This window comes from Nocardia vaccinii NBRC 15922 (genome assembly GCF_001613305.1).
In the GTDB taxonomy this organism is placed as follows: Bacteria; Actinomycetota; Actinomycetes; order Mycobacteriales; family Mycobacteriaceae; genus Nocardia; species Nocardia vaccinii.
The window spans coordinates 75,816-91,407 of sequence record NZ_BDCC01000017.1 but is presented as its reverse complement, the minus strand read 5'-3'; the positions used below and the strand labels follow the sequence as shown (position 1 = coordinate 91,407).

At 68.7% G+C, this 15,592-nt stretch carries 15 protein-coding genes; 13 read left to right on the top strand and 2 right to left on the bottom strand.

All coding sequences use genetic code 11. The features are described from left to right. Window positions 1–34 precede the first annotated feature (34 nt). Window positions 35–946, bottom strand: coding sequence for an alpha/beta hydrolase family protein (locus NV1_RS12770; RefSeq protein ID WP_067889970.1), 912 nt, complete (start codon window positions 944–946; stop codon window positions 35–37). Window positions 947–1,081: 135 nt separating this feature from the next. On the opposite strand from NV1_RS12770, the gene NV1_RS12765 reads away from it, so the two are divergent. Then, window positions 1,082–1,672 carry a TetR/AcrR family transcriptional regulator gene (locus tag NV1_RS12765; RefSeq protein WP_067889967.1) on the top strand — a complete coding sequence of 197 codons (591 nt, stop codon included), beginning with the start codon at window positions 1,082–1,084 and terminating at the stop codon, window positions 1,670–1,672. A gap of 34 nt (window positions 1,673–1,706) precedes the next feature. Here NV1_RS12765 and NV1_RS12760 read toward each other — a convergent pair whose 3' ends face one another. Continuing rightward, entirely contained in the window at window positions 1,707–2,585 is an 879-nt protein-coding gene (locus NV1_RS12760) for an alpha/beta fold hydrolase (protein WP_373864610.1), read from the bottom strand. Between the two features lie 410 nt (window positions 2,586–2,995). On the opposite strand from NV1_RS12760, the gene pyrR reads away from it, so the two are divergent. The 12 genes from pyrR (at window position 2,996) to coaBC (ending at window position 15,581) form a co-directional block, all read left to right on the top strand. Further along, window positions 2,996–3,706, top strand: a complete 711-nt coding sequence (pyrR, locus tag NV1_RS12755) for a bifunctional pyr operon transcriptional regulator/uracil phosphoribosyltransferase PyrR (protein WP_245713692.1) — start codon at window positions 2,996–2,998, stop codon at window positions 3,704–3,706. A gap of 34 nt (window positions 3,707–3,740) precedes the next feature. Beyond that, a complete protein-coding gene (locus tag NV1_RS12750; RefSeq protein WP_067889961.1) occupies window positions 3,741–4,703 on the top strand; it encodes an aspartate carbamoyltransferase catalytic subunit in 963 nt (320 codons plus the stop codon). 76 nt (window positions 4,704–4,779) lie between these two features. Next, window positions 4,780–6,093, top strand: coding sequence for a dihydroorotase (locus tag NV1_RS12745; RefSeq protein WP_067889959.1), 1,314 nt, complete (start codon window positions 4,780–4,782; stop codon window positions 6,091–6,093). Beyond that, a complete protein-coding gene (locus NV1_RS12740; protein WP_067889955.1) occupies window positions 6,093–6,602 on the top strand; it encodes a PH-like domain-containing protein in 510 nt (169 codons plus the stop codon). The genes NV1_RS12745 and NV1_RS12740 overlap by 1 nt, the downstream gene beginning before the upstream one ends. Before the next feature lie 14 nt (window positions 6,603–6,616). Then, window positions 6,617–7,717 carry a glutamine-hydrolyzing carbamoyl-phosphate synthase small subunit gene (gene carA, locus NV1_RS12735; protein ID WP_157116891.1) on the top strand — a complete coding sequence of 367 codons (1,101 nt, stop codon included), beginning with the start codon at window positions 6,617–6,619 and terminating at the stop codon, window positions 7,715–7,717. Between the two features lie 142 nt (window positions 7,718–7,859). Continuing rightward, window positions 7,860–11,273, top strand: a complete 3,414-nt coding sequence (gene carB, locus NV1_RS12730) for a carbamoyl-phosphate synthase large subunit (RefSeq protein ID WP_373864609.1) — start codon at window positions 7,860–7,862, stop codon at window positions 11,271–11,273. Window positions 11,274–11,298: 25 nt separating this feature from the next. After that, entirely contained in the window at window positions 11,299–11,610 is a 312-nt protein-coding gene (locus NV1_RS12725) for a hypothetical protein (RefSeq protein WP_067889950.1), read from the top strand. Continuing rightward, window positions 11,607–12,431, top strand: coding sequence for an orotidine-5'-phosphate decarboxylase (gene pyrF / locus NV1_RS12720; protein WP_084525331.1), 825 nt, complete (start codon window positions 11,607–11,609; stop codon window positions 12,429–12,431). The genes NV1_RS12725 and pyrF overlap by 4 nt, the downstream gene beginning before the upstream one ends. A gap of 621 nt (window positions 12,432–13,052) precedes the next feature. After that, window positions 13,053–13,373 (top strand): integration host factor, actinobacterial type, encoded by a 321-nt coding sequence (mihF, locus tag NV1_RS12715; protein ID WP_040824977.1) that lies wholly within the window; start codon window positions 13,053–13,055, stop codon window positions 13,371–13,373. Between the two features lie 17 nt (window positions 13,374–13,390). Continuing rightward, a complete protein-coding gene (gmk, locus tag NV1_RS12710; protein WP_067890521.1) occupies window positions 13,391–13,972 on the top strand; it encodes a guanylate kinase in 582 nt (193 codons plus the stop codon). A 67-nt stretch (window positions 13,973–14,039) separates the two neighbouring features. Further along, entirely contained in the window at window positions 14,040–14,315 is a 276-nt protein-coding gene (gene rpoZ / locus NV1_RS12705; RefSeq protein ID WP_025350704.1) for a DNA-directed RNA polymerase subunit omega, read from the top strand. A 48-nt stretch (window positions 14,316–14,363) separates the two neighbouring features. After that, entirely contained in the window at window positions 14,364–15,581 is a 1,218-nt protein-coding gene (coaBC, locus tag NV1_RS12700; protein ID WP_067889947.1) for a bifunctional phosphopantothenoylcysteine decarboxylase/phosphopantothenate--cysteine ligase CoaBC, read from the top strand. Window positions 15,582–15,592: the final 11 nt, after the last annotated feature.

Below are 15,592 nucleotides of genomic sequence, written 5' to 3'. Positions count from 1 at the left end.
CCGATGCGTCCGAACGTCCCGGCCCGGGGTGCGGTCATTTCGAATCGATCCGGCCCAGTGGCTCACCGGTCGATGCCAGGGCGTCTCGAACCTCGGGCCACGCGGCAGCGTCGAGGCCCAGCGCGGTGCGCAGATATGCCAGCGTCGCTCGCTGGACGAACGCGACGCGCTCGGGGCTTTCGTCGGTGGTCCGGGTGTCGTGCGCGCCCTGGATGCCGCCGAGCCCGTGTTCCGCGCCGAAGAGGGTCAGCAGATCGGTGGCGCCCGGCGCGAGCCGGTAGCCGTCGGCGAACCAATCCGGACCGCGGACGGTCAGCGGGGATTGGTCGTCGTCCCCGGCGATGAGCAGGCTCGGCGTCTTCATATCTCCGAAATCGGGGCTCATGAACGGGAAGTACTCGGCGGCCATCGGGGACAGGTCGGCGCCGCCGGTTCCGGGCAGGCTGAGCAGTACCGCCGCGCCGACTCGCGAGTCGGCCATGCTCTCCCCGGGCGTGCCGTTGTCGAGAACTCGCGCGCCGGCCAGCGTGCTCGCGGTCTGCGCGCCCCACGAGTGGCCGCCGGCCGCGATTCGCTCGCGATCGATGCGGCCGCTCAATCCGGGCACTGCGGCCTCGATCGCGTCGAGCTGGTCCAGGATACGGGTCAGGTCGGTGGTGCGGATGCGCCAGATGAGCGGGGTGCGCGGGTCGTCGGGCGGGAGGCCGAGGGAGTCGAGATGCGTGGGCTGGATGACGACGAAACCGTGCGCAGCCCAGAATCCCGCCAGCGGTGCGTAATCGTCCATGGTCAGGGTCATGCCGTGCGAGAAGACGACGACCGGCAGGTCCCGCCCGGTCGTCGGCGCCGAGACCCGTACCGGCAGGTCGCGGCCGCGGTCGGGGGCCGCGAGTGCGATCGGGGCGACCGAGATGACGGCGGCGGGCATTGGTGTGATGTCACTCATGAGGGTGGTCCTCGCTCGTGGATGGGAAGGTGCAGATGCCGGGAATGGCTATCTGGCAAAATGGTTACCGGAGCAGCGCTCCGATTCGAAATATACGGAGCGTTGCTCCGCTTGGCAACATGGGAGGTACCCGCGATGTCATCGGCTGACGACGAAGCCGGCGCCGGTCGGCGCAAACGGTCCGATGCGCGCCGAAACGCGCAGACCGTTCTCGACGCCGCCGCGATCGTCTTCGCACGCGCGGGGGTCGATGCTCCGGTGCGGGATATCGCCGCGGAAGCGGGCGTCGGCATGGGTACCGTCTATCGGCATTTCCCCACTCGCCCCGACCTGGTGGTCGCGGTCTTCCGTCACCAGGTCGACGGGCTCGCCGCGGCGACCGTCGCGACCGAGGCCCCCGAGGAGGCCCTGCGCGCATGGGTCGGTGGGTTCACCGACTTCCTGGTGACCAAACACGGCCTGGCCGAGGCGCTGCACTCCGACCAGGCCGGATTCGAGAGCCTGCACGCCGAATTCGTCGATCGCCTGGTCCCGGTGCTCGGCGAACTGCTACGAGCAGGGGTCGACGCCGGCCGTCTTCGTGCGGACGTGCGCCCCCTGGAACTGATGATCGCGATCGGGAACCTGTGCATCGGAGCGGCGACCTTCCCCGACTACCGCGCTCGTCACATGGTCGACGTACTTCTCGCGGGCCTTGCGGTACAGCCCGATCGCGGGAGCGACTGAGCGGGGCCGTACCCGGTCCCGCGCAGCTGTCGGGTCAATCCTGGTGTTCGCCGAGGTGGGCGCGGACGAAATCGACCACGGCGTCGGAGAATTCGTCGTTGACGTCGCTCGCGGCGGTATGGGCGGCGGCGCTGATCTCGACGTATTCCAGTTGCGGGACCAGGGTGCGGAAATCCGCGACGCCCTGTTCGCTGACCACGTCGGACAGTCGGCCGCGGACCAGCAGCACCGGCATGCTCAATTTGCGGGCGGCCTCTTCGAGCGCGGCGGTATGGGCCTCGATGTCCTCGACCTTGCCCGACATCATGGCCGGATCCCAGTGCCAATACCACCGGCCGTCCTCGCGCAGTCGCAGGTTGCGGCGCAGTCCCTCGCTGCTGCGTGGGCGGGTGCGGTGCGGCAGATATTCCGCGACGGCGTCGGCGGCCTCGTCCAGGGAGGCGAATCCGTCCTGATGTCCGCCGAGGAAGTTCAGGACCCGTTCCACGCCTTCGTGTTCCGGGCGCGGCACCACGTCGACCATGACCAGTCCGGCGATGCGCTCGCTGCCGGGACGATCGGTGGCCAGCAGTGCGGTCAGGCCGCCCATGCTCGCGCCGACCACGATCGCGGGGCGGTCCAGTTCGGCGAGGATGCCGAGCAGGTCGGCCGTCATCGATTCGCGTGAGTAGTCGCCGTCGGGCGCCCAGTCGCTTTCGCCGTGTCCGCGCGCATCCAGCAGCAGCGCCCGCAAGCCGACCTTGGCCAGCGCGGCCCCGGAATCCTTCCAGGAGTGCCTGGTCTGGCCGCCACCGTGCAGGAATACCGCCAGCGGCCCGCCCTCGGGTCCCCAGCTCTCCCCGGCCAGTGTGATTCCACCCGGGCCGCGGAAACTCACGCGGCGCGGCTCGCTGAATTCGGCATCGTTGCGCACATCTCGAGCATCGCACATTCGGATATACGGCGTATGAAGATAGGTACTGTATGGGGCATCGCGATCTTGTATCCATCCGGTTCGGCGCTCACCCCGAGTGATCGGACGTGTGTGAGGTTGCTCCCATCGCGAGGCGACGGATGCGGACGGCGGGGCATCGCACCGGCCGTGGCAATAACCGGACATTTGCCTGACAACGGCGAGAATTCCTTCGAATGCCGTGGTGAAGCCGCTGGTCCGAGCGTTGCGGCGGATCGCCCGGTGGCTCGGGCCGCATTTGCCGGCCCTGCCGCGCGAGGATCGATTGCCCACGGGGTGCGGTGCGGGCGCGAACCCGTCGCACTGCTAGGCTCGGGAGCCGAAAGACATCCTTTAACGGACCGTCCCGTGAGGCGGGGAAGGAGGTCGGCATGGCTGTGCCCGAAAGGCGTGGCAGTCGCGTCGGGCCCGAAGGCGGCGGCGAGCGTGACCACGCCGGGGCCGCGGATGCCGCCGGTGAACAGAGCGCGGTGAGGCCGAACGCCGCCGAATATTCGCAGCGGCACGATCCCGAGTGGGTTCAGGCCGGGCGTGAGTTGCTCTCCGCCCAGGATGTCGGCCGGACCATCGCGCGAATGGCGCACCAGATCATCGAGAAGACCGCACTGGATTCCGCCGATCCGGCGCTGGCGCGTGTGGTGCTGATCGGAATCCCCACCCGCGGAACCACTCTCGCCGAACGGCTCACCGAACGCATCCACGAGTTCTCCGGCGTGCGCCCCGCGCTCGGCTCGCTGGACATCACCCTCTACCGCGACGATCTGCGCAACCGCCCGCACCGCCCGCTGGAGCGCACCTCGGTCCCCGAGGGCGGCATCGACGACGCACTCGTGGTGCTGGTCGACGACGTGCTGTTCTCCGGTCGCAGCGTGCGCTCGGCCCTGGACGGCCTGCGCGATCTGGGCCGCCCCCGCGCGGTGCAGCTGGCGGTGCTGATCGACCGCGGCCATCGCGAACTACCCATCCGCGCGGATTACGTGGGCAAGAACGTACCCACCTCGCGCAGTGAGGACATCTCGGTGCTGCTGACCGAATGCGACGGCCGGGACGGCGTCTACCTGCAGCAGGAGGTTCAGGCGTGAGGACGTTCGCCGACCTGGCGCGAGGGGTGCACGCGTGAGGCATCTGTTGTCGGTGACCGATCTGGACCGCGGCGCGGCCACCGAACTCCTGGACGACGCACAGCGATTCGAGCAGGCGCTACTCGGCCGCGAGGTGCGCAAACTGCCCACGCTGCGCGGCCGCACCGTGATGACGGTCTTCTTCGAGAACTCCACTCGCACCCGGGTGTCGTTCGAGGTGGCGGGGAAGTGGATGAGCGCCGACGTGATCAACGTCAGCGCGTCGAGTTCCTCTGTCTCCAAGGGCGAATCGCTGCGCGATACCGCGCTGACCCTGCACGCCGCGGGCGCCGATGCGCTGATCGTGCGGCACCCGGCCTCGGGCGCGGCACATCAGATCGCCCGCTGGTTCGGTGAGATGGACAGCGGTGCAGGCGGTTTCGCCGGGCCCGGTCCGGCGGTGATCAACGCCGGGGACGGTATGCACGAGCATCCGACCCAGGCCCTGCTCGATGCGCTGACGCTGCGCCAGCGCCTCGGCTCGCTCGACGGCAAGCGCGTGGTGATCGTCGGCGACATCCTGCACAGCCGGGTGGCCCGTTCCAATGCCCTGCTGCTGAACATTCTCGGTGCGGAAGTGGTGCTGGTAGCGCCGCGCACGCTGCTGCCGGTGGGTGTGCAGCAGTGGCCGGTGCGCATCTCGCATTCCCTCGACGCGGAACTGCCGGGTGCGGACGCGGTGATGATGCTGCGGGTGCAGGCCGAACGGATGAACGGCGGGTTCTTCCCGTCGGCGCGGGAGTACTCGGTGCACTACGGACTGAACGAGCGGCGCATGGCGCTGCTGGACGAGGACGCGGTGGTACTGCATCCGGGCCCGATGCTGCGCGGTATGGAGATCGCGCCGCAGGTGGCGGATTCGCCGAAAGCCGCGGTGCTGCAACAGGTCACCAACGGCGTGCACATGCGCATGGCAGTGCTGTTCCGCCTGCTGGTCGGTGCGGGGGAGCCCGCATGAGCCGCTGGACGAACGCCCGGCGCATCGCTCTCCGGGCAGACCGCACCTCGGCGCGAGGCGAACAGATGGGAGCACGATGAACGACGTCCTGATCCGGAATGTGCGGCTCTACGGTGCGGGCGACGCGGTCGACGTGCGGCTCGGCGAGGGTGAGATCCGGGCGATCGGCCCCGCGCTCGACGCCGGGGACGCCGAGGTCGTGGACGGTGCGGGCCAGTTCCTGCTGCCCGGCTTCGTCGATCTGCACACCCATCTGCGCGAACCGGGCCGCGAGGACACCGAGACCATCGAATCCGGCTCCGCCGCAGCGGCTCTGGGTGGTTACACCGCGGTCTTCGCGATGGCCAATACCACGCCGGTCGCGGACTCGGTGGTGGTCACCGACCACGTGTGGCGGCGCGGGCGGGAGATCGGCCTGGTGGACGTCTACCCGGTCGGGGCGGTGACGGTGGGTCTGGCGGGTAGGCAACTCGCCGAGATGGGCACCATGGCCGCCGGTGAGGCGCGGGTGCGGATGTTCTCCGACGACGGCCACTGCGTCTACGACCCGCTGATCATGCGGCGCGCTCTGGAATACGCGCAGTCGCTCGGCGTACTGATCGCCCAGCACGCCGAGGAGCCGAGGCTGACCGAGGGCGCGGTCGCGCACGAGGGCCCCAACGCCGCCCGGCTCGGCCTGGCCGGATGGCCGCGCGCGGCGGAGGAGTCGATCGTGGCCCGCGACGCGCTGCTGGCCCGCGACGCCGGCGCCCGCGTGCACATCTGCCACGCGTCCACGGCCGGAACGGTCGAACTGGTGAAATGGGCCAAGGGACAGGGGATTTCGATCACCGCCGAAGTCACCCCGCATCACCTGCTGCTGGACGATTCCCGGTTGGAGACCTACGACGCGGTGAACAAGGTGAATCCGCCGCTGCGTGAGGCATCCGATGCCGAGGCTCTGCGCCGCGCCCTCGCCGAGGGCGTGATCGACTGTGTGGCAACCGATCACGCGCCGCATGCCGAACAGGACAAGTGCTGCGAATTCGCCGCCGCCCGGCCCGGCATGCTCGGACTGGAGACCGCGCTGTCGGTCATCGTGCAGACGATGGTCGCGCCCGGTCTGCTGGACTGGCGCGGCGTGGCCCGGGTGATGAGCGAGAATCCGGCGCGGATCGCCGGGCTCGATGATCAGGGCCGCCCGCTCGCGGTGGGCGAACCGGCGAATCTGGTGCTGATCGACCCGGAGGCGACCTGGACGGTGCGCGCGAGCGAGCTCGCGAGCATCTCCGAGAACACGCCCTTCGACGCGATGACCCTACCCGCGCGGGTGAGTGCCACCTTCCTGCGCGGCCGGATCACCGCCCGCGAGGGCAAAGCCGAACCGCGCGAGACCACGGGAGCGTCCTGATGGAGCGGACACTGCAGGTCGTCCTGCTGATCCTACTGTTCTGCCTGTGTCTGTGGCTGATGTACCGGGCCTGGCAGAAGAAGGCTCGGCGGCAGGCCGCGGCGGTCGGCGAGCTGCCGCCGGTGCCCGCCGAATTGGGCGCGCAGGTGCTGGAGCCGACGACGGGTTTGTACACCGGTACGACCCTCGCGCCCAGCTGGCAGAACCGGATCGCGGTGGGCGATCTGGGGTTCCGGGCCGCGGCGGAGCTGACCCGCTTCGAACGCGGCATCCTGCTCGAACGCGACGGTGCGCAGGTGCTCTGGATTCCGCAGGAGTCCATCACCGCGGTGCGCACCGAACGCGGTCATGCGGGCAAAGTGATGACACAAGATGGTGTGCTGGTAATTCGCTGGAAGCTGCCGACGGGAACCGAGGTGGACACCGGTTTCCGCGGCGACGACAAGACGGTGTATCCGGCGTGGGTCGCCGGAGCGACCGGCACGAAGACGGGAGAAGAGACGACGTGACCGGGCAGAGCGCGATGATGGTGCTGGAGGACGGGCGGGTCTTCCGCGGCTCGTCCTTCGGCGCCGAGGGACAGACCCTGGGTGAGGCGGTGTTCTGCACCGCGATGACGGGTTATCAGGAGACGCTGACCGATCCGAGTTACCACCGCCAGATCGTGGTGGCCACGGCCCCGCAGATCGGCAATACCGGCTGGAACGACGAGGACGACGAGTCCAAGCGGATCTGGGTGGCCGGATACGCGGTGCGCGATCCCGCGCGACGTGCCTCGAACTGGCGCGCGACCACGACGCTGCAGGACGAACTGGTTCGCCAGGACGTGGTCGGCATCGCCGGGATCGACACCCGGGCGCTGGTGCGCCACCTGCGTTCGCGCGGGTCGATGAAGGCGGGGATCTTCTCCGGCGAGGCCGCCGAGGCGTCGGTGGAGGAACTGCTGGCGCGCGTGAACGGCCAGCCCTCGATGTTGGGCGCCGATCTGGCCGAGGAGGTCAGCACCGATCAGCTGTACACGATCGAGCCGACCGGTGAGCGCCGATTCACCGTTGTCGCAGTCGATCTCGGCATCAAGACCAACACCCCGCGGATGTTCGCCGAGCGCGGGATGCGGGTGCACGTGGTGCCCTCGAACGTCACCCTGGACCAGATCAGGGAACTGAAGCCGGACGGGGTGTTCCTGTCCAACGGCCCCGGCGACCCGGCAACCCAGGACGACGCGGTCGCGCTGACCAAAGGCATTCTGGGCGAAGGTATTCCGCTCTTCGGCATCTGCTTCGGCAACCAGATCCTCGGGCGCGCACTGGGTTTGGGCACCTACAAGATGAAGTTCGGGCACCGCGGCATCAACGTGCCGGTGGTGGACCATGCGACCGGGCAGATCTCGATCACCGCGCAGAATCACGGATTCGCGCTCGAAGGTGAGGCCGGGCAGCGCTTCGACACCCCGTTCGGCGCCGCCGAGGTCAGCCACACCTGCGCGAACGACGGCACGGTGGAGGGTGTGCGGCTGGTGGACGGCCGCGCCTTCTCGGTGCAGTACCACCCCGAGGCCGCCGCCGGCCCACACGACGCCGCATATCTCTTCGACCGTTTCGCCGGTCTTCTGGAGGACCGATGAGTCACACTGCGCAGCCTACTTATTGGTCCGCATCGAACGCAGCCGGGTGTCCCGCAGCACAACACGGGTTGCCGGCAGGGCGTGACTTCGATCGCCCGATCGACCGGGTGCGGGTGTCCCGCATGCCACTGAAAGGAGCCTGATGCCTCGCCGCGAGGATCTACGCCACATCCTGGTGATCGGCTCGGGCCCGATCGTGATCGGCCAGGCCTGCGAATTCGACTACTCCGGCACACAGGCGTGCCGGGTGCTGCGGTCCGAGGGACTGCGGGTGTCGCTGGTGAACTCGAATCCCGCGACGATCATGACCGATCCGGAATTCGCCGACTCGACCTATGTCGAACCGATCACGCCGGAGTTCGTCGAGAAGGTCATCGAGAAGGAGCGCCCGGACGCGATCCTGGCCACGCTGGGTGGTCAGACCGCGCTCAATACCGCTGTGGCCCTGCATGAACGAGGTGTGCTGGCCAAGTACGGCGTGGAGATGATCGGCGCCGACTTCGACGCCATCCAGCGTGGTGAGGACCGGCAGAAGTTCAAGGACATCGTCGCGAAGGTCGGCGGCGAGAGCGCCCGCTCCAGGGTCTGCTTCACCATGGACGAGGTTCGCGAAACCGTTGCCGAACTAGGGTTTCCGGTCGTTGTCCGCCCGTCGTTCACGATGGGCGGGCTCGGTTCGGGCATGGCCTACGACGACGAGGATCTGGACCGCATCGCCGGCGGCGGCCTGGCCGCCTCGCCGACCGCGAACGTGCTGATCGAGGAATCCATCCTGGGCTGGAAGGAATTCGAGCTCGAGCTGATGCGTGATCGCCGCGACAACGTGGTGATCGTCTGCTCGATCGAGAACGTCGACCCGATGGGCGTGCACACCGGCGACTCGATGACCGTCGCCCCGGCCATGACCCTCACCGACCGCGAATACCAGAAGATGCGCGATCTCGGCATCGCGATCCTGCGCGAGGTCGGCGTCGACACCGGCGGCTGCAACATCCAGTTCGCGGTGGACCCGGCCGACGGCCGCCTGATCGTGATCGAGATGAACCCGCGTGTGTCGCGCTCGTCCGCATTGGCTTCCAAGGCAACGGGTTTCCCGATCGCGAAGATCGCCGCGAAGCTGGCGATCGGGTACACGCTCGACGAGATCGTCAACGACATCACCAAGGAGACCCCGGCCTGTTTCGAGCCCACGCTCGACTACGTGGTCGTCAAGGCTCCGCGGTTCGCGTTCGAGAAGTTCCCGGGTGCGGACCCGACGCTGACCACGACCATGAAATCGGTCGGCGAGGCGATGTCGCTGGGCCGCAACTTCTCCGAGGCGCTGGGTAAGGTGCTGCGCTCGCTGGAGACCAAGTCGGCGGGCTTCTGGACCCAGGGCGACGGCGAGTGGACCGATGTGCAGGCGATCCTGGACGATCTGAAGGTCCCCACCGAGGGCCGCATCTACCAGGTCGAGCGCGCGCTGCGGCTGGGCGCGAGCATCGAGGACGTCGCCGCGGCCTCGGGTGTGGACCCGTGGTTCGTGGCCGAGATCGCGGGCCTGGTCGAGTTGCGGCAGGAGATCCTCGACGCGCCGGTCCTGGACGAGCCGCTGCTGCGCACCGCCAAGCACTACGGCCTGTCCGACCGTCAGATCGCCGCGCTGCGACCCGAACTCGCGGGTGAGGGCGGCGTGCGGGAACTGCGTCACCGGCTGCACATCCGCCCGGTGTTCAAGACCGTCGACACCTGCGCCGCCGAATTCGAGGCCAAGACCCCGTACCACTACTCGGCCTACGAGCTCGATCCGGCCGCGGAGTCCGAGGTGGCCCCGCAGCGTGAGCGCGAGAAGGTCATCATTCTGGGTTCGGGCCCGAACCGGATCGGCCAGGGCATCGAATTCGACTACTCGTGTGTGCACGCCGCGCAGACGCTCTCGGCCGCCGGATTCGAGACCATCATGGTCAACTGCAATCCGGAGACCGTCTCGACCGACTACGACACCGCGGACCGCCTCTACTTCGAGCCGCTCACCTTCGAGGATGTGCTCGAGGTGTACAATGCGGAGTCCGAATCGGGAACCGTGGCCGGGGTGATCTGCCAGCTGGGCGGGCAGACGCCGCTGAGTTTGGCGCAGCGACTGACCGATGCGGGCGTGCCCGTGGTCGGCACCTCGGCCGCGGCCATCGACCTGGCCGAGGATCGCGGCGAGTTCGGCGAGGTGCTCACGGCCGCGGGGCTGCCCGCGCCGAAGTACGGCACCGCGACCACCTTCCCGCAGGCGAAGAAGATCGCGGCCGAGATCGGCTATCCGGTGCTGGTGCGTCCGTCGTACGTACTGGGCGGTCGCGGAATGGAGATCGTCTACGACGAGAAGTCCCTGGCGGACTACATCTCCCGCGCCACCGAGATCACCCCCGACCATCCGGTGCTGGTCGACCGGTTCTTGGAGGATGCCATCGAGATCGACGTCGACGCCCTGTGCGACGGCGAGGAGGTCTATCTCGGCGGCGTCATGGAACATATCGAGGAGGCCGGTATCCACTCCGGCGACTCGGCCTGCGCGCTGCCGCCGATCACGTTGGGGCGCAGCGATATCGAGGCGGTGCGCCGCTCGACCGCCGCACTCGCCAAGGGGATCGGCGTGCGGGGCCTGCTGAACGTGCAGTACGCGCTCAAGGACGACGTGCTGTACGTGCTCGAGGCCAATCCGCGGGCCAGCCGCACCGTACCGTTCGTCTCCAAGGCGACCGCGGTACCGCTGGCCAAGGCCGCGGCGCGAATCGCGTTGGGCGCCAACATCGCCGGGCTGCGCAAGGAAGGGCTGCTGCCCGCGGAGGGGGATGGCGGTTATGCGCCGATCGACGCCCCGGTCGCGGTGAAGGAGGCCGTGCTGCCGTTCCACCGGTTCCGGCGCCCGGACGGCACCGGTATCGACTCGCTGCTGTCGCCGGAGATGAAGTCGACCGGTGAAGTCATGGGCATCGACGCGGATTTCGGCACCGCCTTCGCCAAGTCGCAGAGCGCGGCCTACGGTTCGCTGCCCACCGAGGGGACCGCGTTCGTCTCGATCGCGAATCGCGACAAGCGCGCCATGGTGTTCCCGGTCAAGCGCCTGCACGACTTGGGCTTCCGCATCCTGGCCACCGAGGGAACTGCGGAGATGTTGCGGCGCAACGGAATTCCGTGCGAGCGCGTCCGCAAGCAGTCCGATCCGGCGCCCGGCGGCGACGCCGCCGCGAGCGCTGGTGAACTCGCCGGACCCACGATCGTCGACCAGATCAAGGACGGCGAGATCGATATAGTGTTCAACACCCCGTACGGTAATTCCGGACCTCGAGTCGACGGCTACGAGATCCGCACCGCCGCGGTGGGCGCGAGTATTCCGTGTATCACGACGGTGCAGGGTGCGGCCGCTGCCGTCCAGGGCATCGAGGCGACAATCAATGGCGGGATCGGTGTGCGATCCCTCCAGGAGCTGCACGCCGTCCTGCGGGCCGGTGCGAGCGACCGACCCGGAGGCGGCGGCGAGCGTGATGATCACGCCGCCGTTGACGTCACTATCGAGCACAGCTGAGAGAGGAACGAAGACGGTGGGAGCCATGGGTTTTGGTGCGGGACCCCGGCCGGGGACGCCGCGTCGGCGGCGGACCGGTCTCGGCGAGGTCCGGGTGCCGGGCGGCGATATCCGGGTGATGCGCAACGTCGGCGGGTACAGCACCGTCGGCTTCCGCGCCAACCCGCCGATCGACCGCACCCGGGCGTCCGAGCCCGCGGAGCAGTCGGACTTCGAGCGTGAGCTCGAGGTCATCGACCGCGAGCTGGCCGCAGCGGAACGCGATCTGGCCGTCAAGGGGGCGATGACGGATTCGCGCGAGCCCGCCGCGGCCGGTTCGGCGGCGGAACCGCGGTGAATCCGTTCGGTGTGCGGCTGCGCGATGCGATGGGCCGGCACGGCCCGGTGTGCGTCGGCATCGACCCGCATCCGCAACTGCTGCGCGCCTGGGAGCTGAGCGAGGACGTCGAGGGGCTCAAACGGTTCGCCGATGCCTGCGTGGACGCCTTCGCCGGTCGTGTCGCGCTGGTGAAACCGCAGGTCGCTTTCTTCGAAAGCTACGGCTCGGGCGGCATCGTCGTGCTGGAGGACACCATCGCGGCGCTGCGCGAGGCGGGCACGCTGGTGCTGGCCGACGCCAAACGCGGCGATATCGGCTCGACCATGGCCGCCTATGCGCGGGCCTGGCTGGCGGACGGGCCGCTGGGCAGCGACGCGCTGACCGTCTCGCCCTATCTCGGTTTCGGGTCGCTGACGCCCGCGCTGGAGTTGGCCGAGGCGAACAACCGCGGGGTGTTCGTGCTCGCGGCCACGTCCAATCCGGAAGGCGCGCAGGTACAGCGCGCCTTCGCGGCCGACGGGCGCAGCATCGCCCAGACGATCGTCGACGAGGCCGCGGCCCGCAACGCGGGCGCGGAATTCGGCTCGGTCGGCGTGGTGATCGGCGCGACTCTCACCGAGGCTCCCGATCCGGCCCGTCTCAACGGCCCGATCCTGATGCCCGGCGTCGGTGCGCAGGGTGGTGGAGCGGAGTCCATTCGCGCCCTGGTGCCCGCGCGGAGCCTGGGCGCCGTGGTGCCCAACGTCTCGCGGGAGGTGCTGGGTGAGGGCCCGTCGGTGGCGGCCCTGCGGACCCGGGTTACCCAACTCGCCGACGAATTCGCCTTCCTGCAGAGCTGAGCTCGGTGCGGCGGTGTTCCGTCGTGGCTGGACGACGACCGGACCGGTCACCCCGAATGACGGGGCGACCGGTCCGTTTTCCGTTACGGCCCCGCAGAGCCCCGGAATGTGGGTGATGGCCGGAGAATCGCGCCGATCTGCTTTACGCTGTCAGGGGGCCGTTCGGGCGGCGGTGCGGTCCCACTGTGTGACACCCCGATCCTTCCGGTCTCCTGCGCTACGCGATGTACCCGACGTGTACTCGTCCGATGGCCCGCCGCAGTGGCCGCCGAATGCGACACGCTGGGCAAAAATGTGCGACACGCGGATAAATTCCAGAAAATTCCTGGTCGGGCGATAACAGCGCGGTTACGAGTTGTCCGGTCGGTTCATCCGGTACCGCGAGTACCCGGTATCGAGTGGAGAATATGCTGGTCAAAGGGGTGTTCGCGATTTTCGCGGAAGCCCTCGCGACATCGTCCGGAATCCTCGCCGCAGGTCGTTCGCGCGGCGCGGTGAGTGCCCGAATCACCCGCTGACCTGGGGGGTGGGTTCGCAATCGGCAGGCCGCGTGGGTACGGTCGCTGAGACCGCCGGGTTACCGGGGGTAGATCATGCAATGAACGATGAGACGGAGGAACCGTGGCCCTTCCCCAGCTGACTGACGAGCAGCGCGCCGCTGCTTTGGAGAAGGCGGCTGCCGCTCGCCGCGCTCGGGCAGAGCTCAAGGAGCGCCTGAAGCGTGGCGGCACCGACCTGAAGACGGTCCTGAAGGATGCCGAGACCGATGAGGTCCTGGGCAAGATGAAGGTGTCCGCACTGCTGGAGGCCCTGCCGAAGGTCGGCAAGGTCAAGGCGGCGGAGATCATGACCGAACTGGAGATCGCGCCGACCCGCCGCCTGCGTGGCCTGGGCGACCGTCAGCGCAAGGCGCTGCTGGCGAAGTTCGACTTCGAAGCCTGAGCTAGGTGAGTTTCGGGGTGGTCGAACACACGAAGACGGGTCGGCTGGTCGTACTGGTCGGCCCCTCGGCCGTCGGGAAGTCCACTGTGGTCCGCTGTGTCCGCGAGCGGCTGCCGGAATTGGTGTTCAGTGTGTCGGCCACCACCCGGGCCCCGCGGCCCGGGGAGGTCGACGGCCGGGACTACCGGTTCGTGACCAGGACCGAATTCGACGCGATGATCGAGAAGGGGGAGATGCTCGAGTGGGCCGACATCCACGGCGGCCTGCAGCGGTCCGGTACTCCGGCCGCACCGGTCCGGGCGGCGCTGGCCGCCGGAAAACCGGTTCTCGTGGAGGTGGACCTCGCGGGTGCGCGCTCCATTCGCGCCGCGATGCCCGAGGCGCTGCTGGTGTTTCTGGCCCCGCCCAGCTGGGAGGAGCTGGTCACCCGGCTGACCTCGCGCGGCACCGAATCGCCCGAGGTGATCGAGCGCCGGTTGCTGACCGCGAAGACCGAGCTCGCCGCCTGTGACGAGTTCGACACAGTGATCGTGAACGACGAGGTGACTGCCGCCTGTGAGCAGTTGGTATCGTTGTTCGTTAGCACAAATTCGCGATAGAGCCCGCCCGTCTGCGGGCGGCAGCTCTGTCATCAGACCACCACACAGACCCGCAGGAGCCTCACCAGTGAGCGACACCAAGACCGTGCCCGCGTACGACACCCCGGTCGGCCTCACCAACCCGCCGATCGACGAACTGCTCGAGCGCACGTCGTCCAAGTATGCGCTGGTCATCTACGCGGCCAAGCGGGCGCGCCAGATCAACGACTACTACAACCAGCTGGGCGACGGCATCCTCGAATACGTCGGCCCGCTGGTCGAGCCGGGCCTGCAGGAGAAGCCGCTGTCGGTGGCCATGCGGGAGATCCACTCCGACCTGCTCGAACACACCGAAGGCGAGTGAGCCAGGGCCGCGAGGCACAGTGACCGACGCACCGAAGAGGCATGAGGTATGCGGATCGTTGTCGGCGTAGGCGGCGGGATCGCCGCCTACAAGGCCTGCTCGCTCATTCGTAAATTCACCGAGACCGGTCACGACGTCCGGGTGATACCGACGGAGTCGGCGCTGCAGTTCATCGGCAAGGCCACCTTCGAGGCACTGTCGGGCAATCCGGTGCACACCGGCGTCTTCGCCGATGTGCCCCAGGTTCCGCACGTGCGCCTCGGCCAGGAGGCCGATCTGGTGGTCATCGCCCCGGCGACGGCCGATCTGATGGCCCGGGCCGCGATGGGCCGCGCCGACGATCTACTGACCGCGACGCTGCTCACGGCGCGATGTCCGATCCTGTTCGCCCCGGCCATGCACACCGAGATGTGGGAGCATCCCGCCACGGTGGCCAATGTGCGCACGCTGCGTGAGCACGGCGCGATCGTCGCCGAACCGGCCTCGGGGCGACTCACCGGCGCGGACACCGGCCCCGGGCGGCTGCCCGAGGCGGAGGAGATCTTCGGGCTGGCCTCACTGCTGCTCGAACGTGACGACGCGATCCCCCGCGACCTCGAGGGCCGCCGGGTCGTGGTGTCGGCGGGCGGTACCCGCGAGCCGCTGGACCCGGTGCGTTTCCTGGGCAATCGCAGTTCCGGCAAACAGGGGTTCGCCCTGGCGCGCCTGGCGGCGCAGCGCGGTGCGCGGGTGACTCTGATCGCCGGAAATACCATCGGCCTGGACGCCCCGGCCGCGGTGGAGTTGGTGCACGTCACCACGGCCGAACAGCTGCGCGTCGCGGTCGACAAGCACGCCACCGGCGCGGATGCGGTGATCATGGCCGCCGCGGTGGCAGACTTCCGTCCGGTGAACGTCGCCGCCGCGAAAATCAAAAAGGGTGCCGGGGAACCCAATTCGATCGAGCTGACGAAAACCGAAGACATCCTGGCGGGTTTGGTGCAGGCTCGCCGGGACGGTCAGCTGACCGGAACCGCGATCGTCGGATTCGCCGCCGAAACCGGTGACGAACACGGCGACGTCCTCACCCACGCGCGCGCGAAGCTGAAGCGCAAGGGGTGCGACCTGTTGGTAGTGAACGCGGTCGGCGAGGGCAAGGCCTTCGAGGTCGACCACAACGACGGCTGGCTGCTGGGCGCCGACGGCACCGAGCACGCCCTCGATCACGGATCGAAGGCATTGCTGGCCAGCCGGGTGCTGGATGCGCTCGGTCCGCTACTGCGCTGAGCGGTCGGCGG

What these genes read in the sequence shown, in the direction of transcription:
- pyrR (WP_245713692.1), top strand. Translation starts at nt 2,996, where the DNA reads ATGGCTGTGCCCGAAAGGCGTGGCAGTCGCGTCGGGCCCGAAGGCGGC.
- coaBC (WP_067889947.1), top strand. Translation starts at nt 14,364, where the DNA reads ATGCGGATCGTTGTCGGCGTAGGCGGCGGGATCGCCGCCTACAAGGCC.
- carB (WP_373864609.1), top strand. Translation starts at nt 7,860, where the DNA reads ATGCCTCGCCGCGAGGATCTACGCCACATCCTGGTGATCGGCTCGGGC.
- NV1_RS12725 (WP_067889950.1), top strand. Translation starts at nt 11,299, where the DNA reads ATGGGTTTTGGTGCGGGACCCCGGCCGGGGACGCCGCGTCGGCGGCGG.
- NV1_RS12770 (WP_067889970.1), bottom strand. Translation starts at nt 946, where the DNA reads ATGAGTGACATCACACCAATGCCCGCCGCCGTCATCTCGGTCGCCCCG.
- NV1_RS12745 (WP_067889959.1), top strand. Translation starts at nt 4,780, where the DNA reads ATGAACGACGTCCTGATCCGGAATGTGCGGCTCTACGGTGCGGGCGAC.
- NV1_RS12740 (WP_067889955.1), top strand. Translation starts at nt 6,093, where the DNA reads ATGGAGCGGACACTGCAGGTCGTCCTGCTGATCCTACTGTTCTGCCTG.
- carA (WP_157116891.1), top strand. Translation starts at nt 6,617, where the DNA reads ATGATGGTGCTGGAGGACGGGCGGGTCTTCCGCGGCTCGTCCTTCGGC.
- NV1_RS12765 (WP_067889967.1), top strand. Translation starts at nt 1,082, where the DNA reads ATGTCATCGGCTGACGACGAAGCCGGCGCCGGTCGGCGCAAACGGTCC.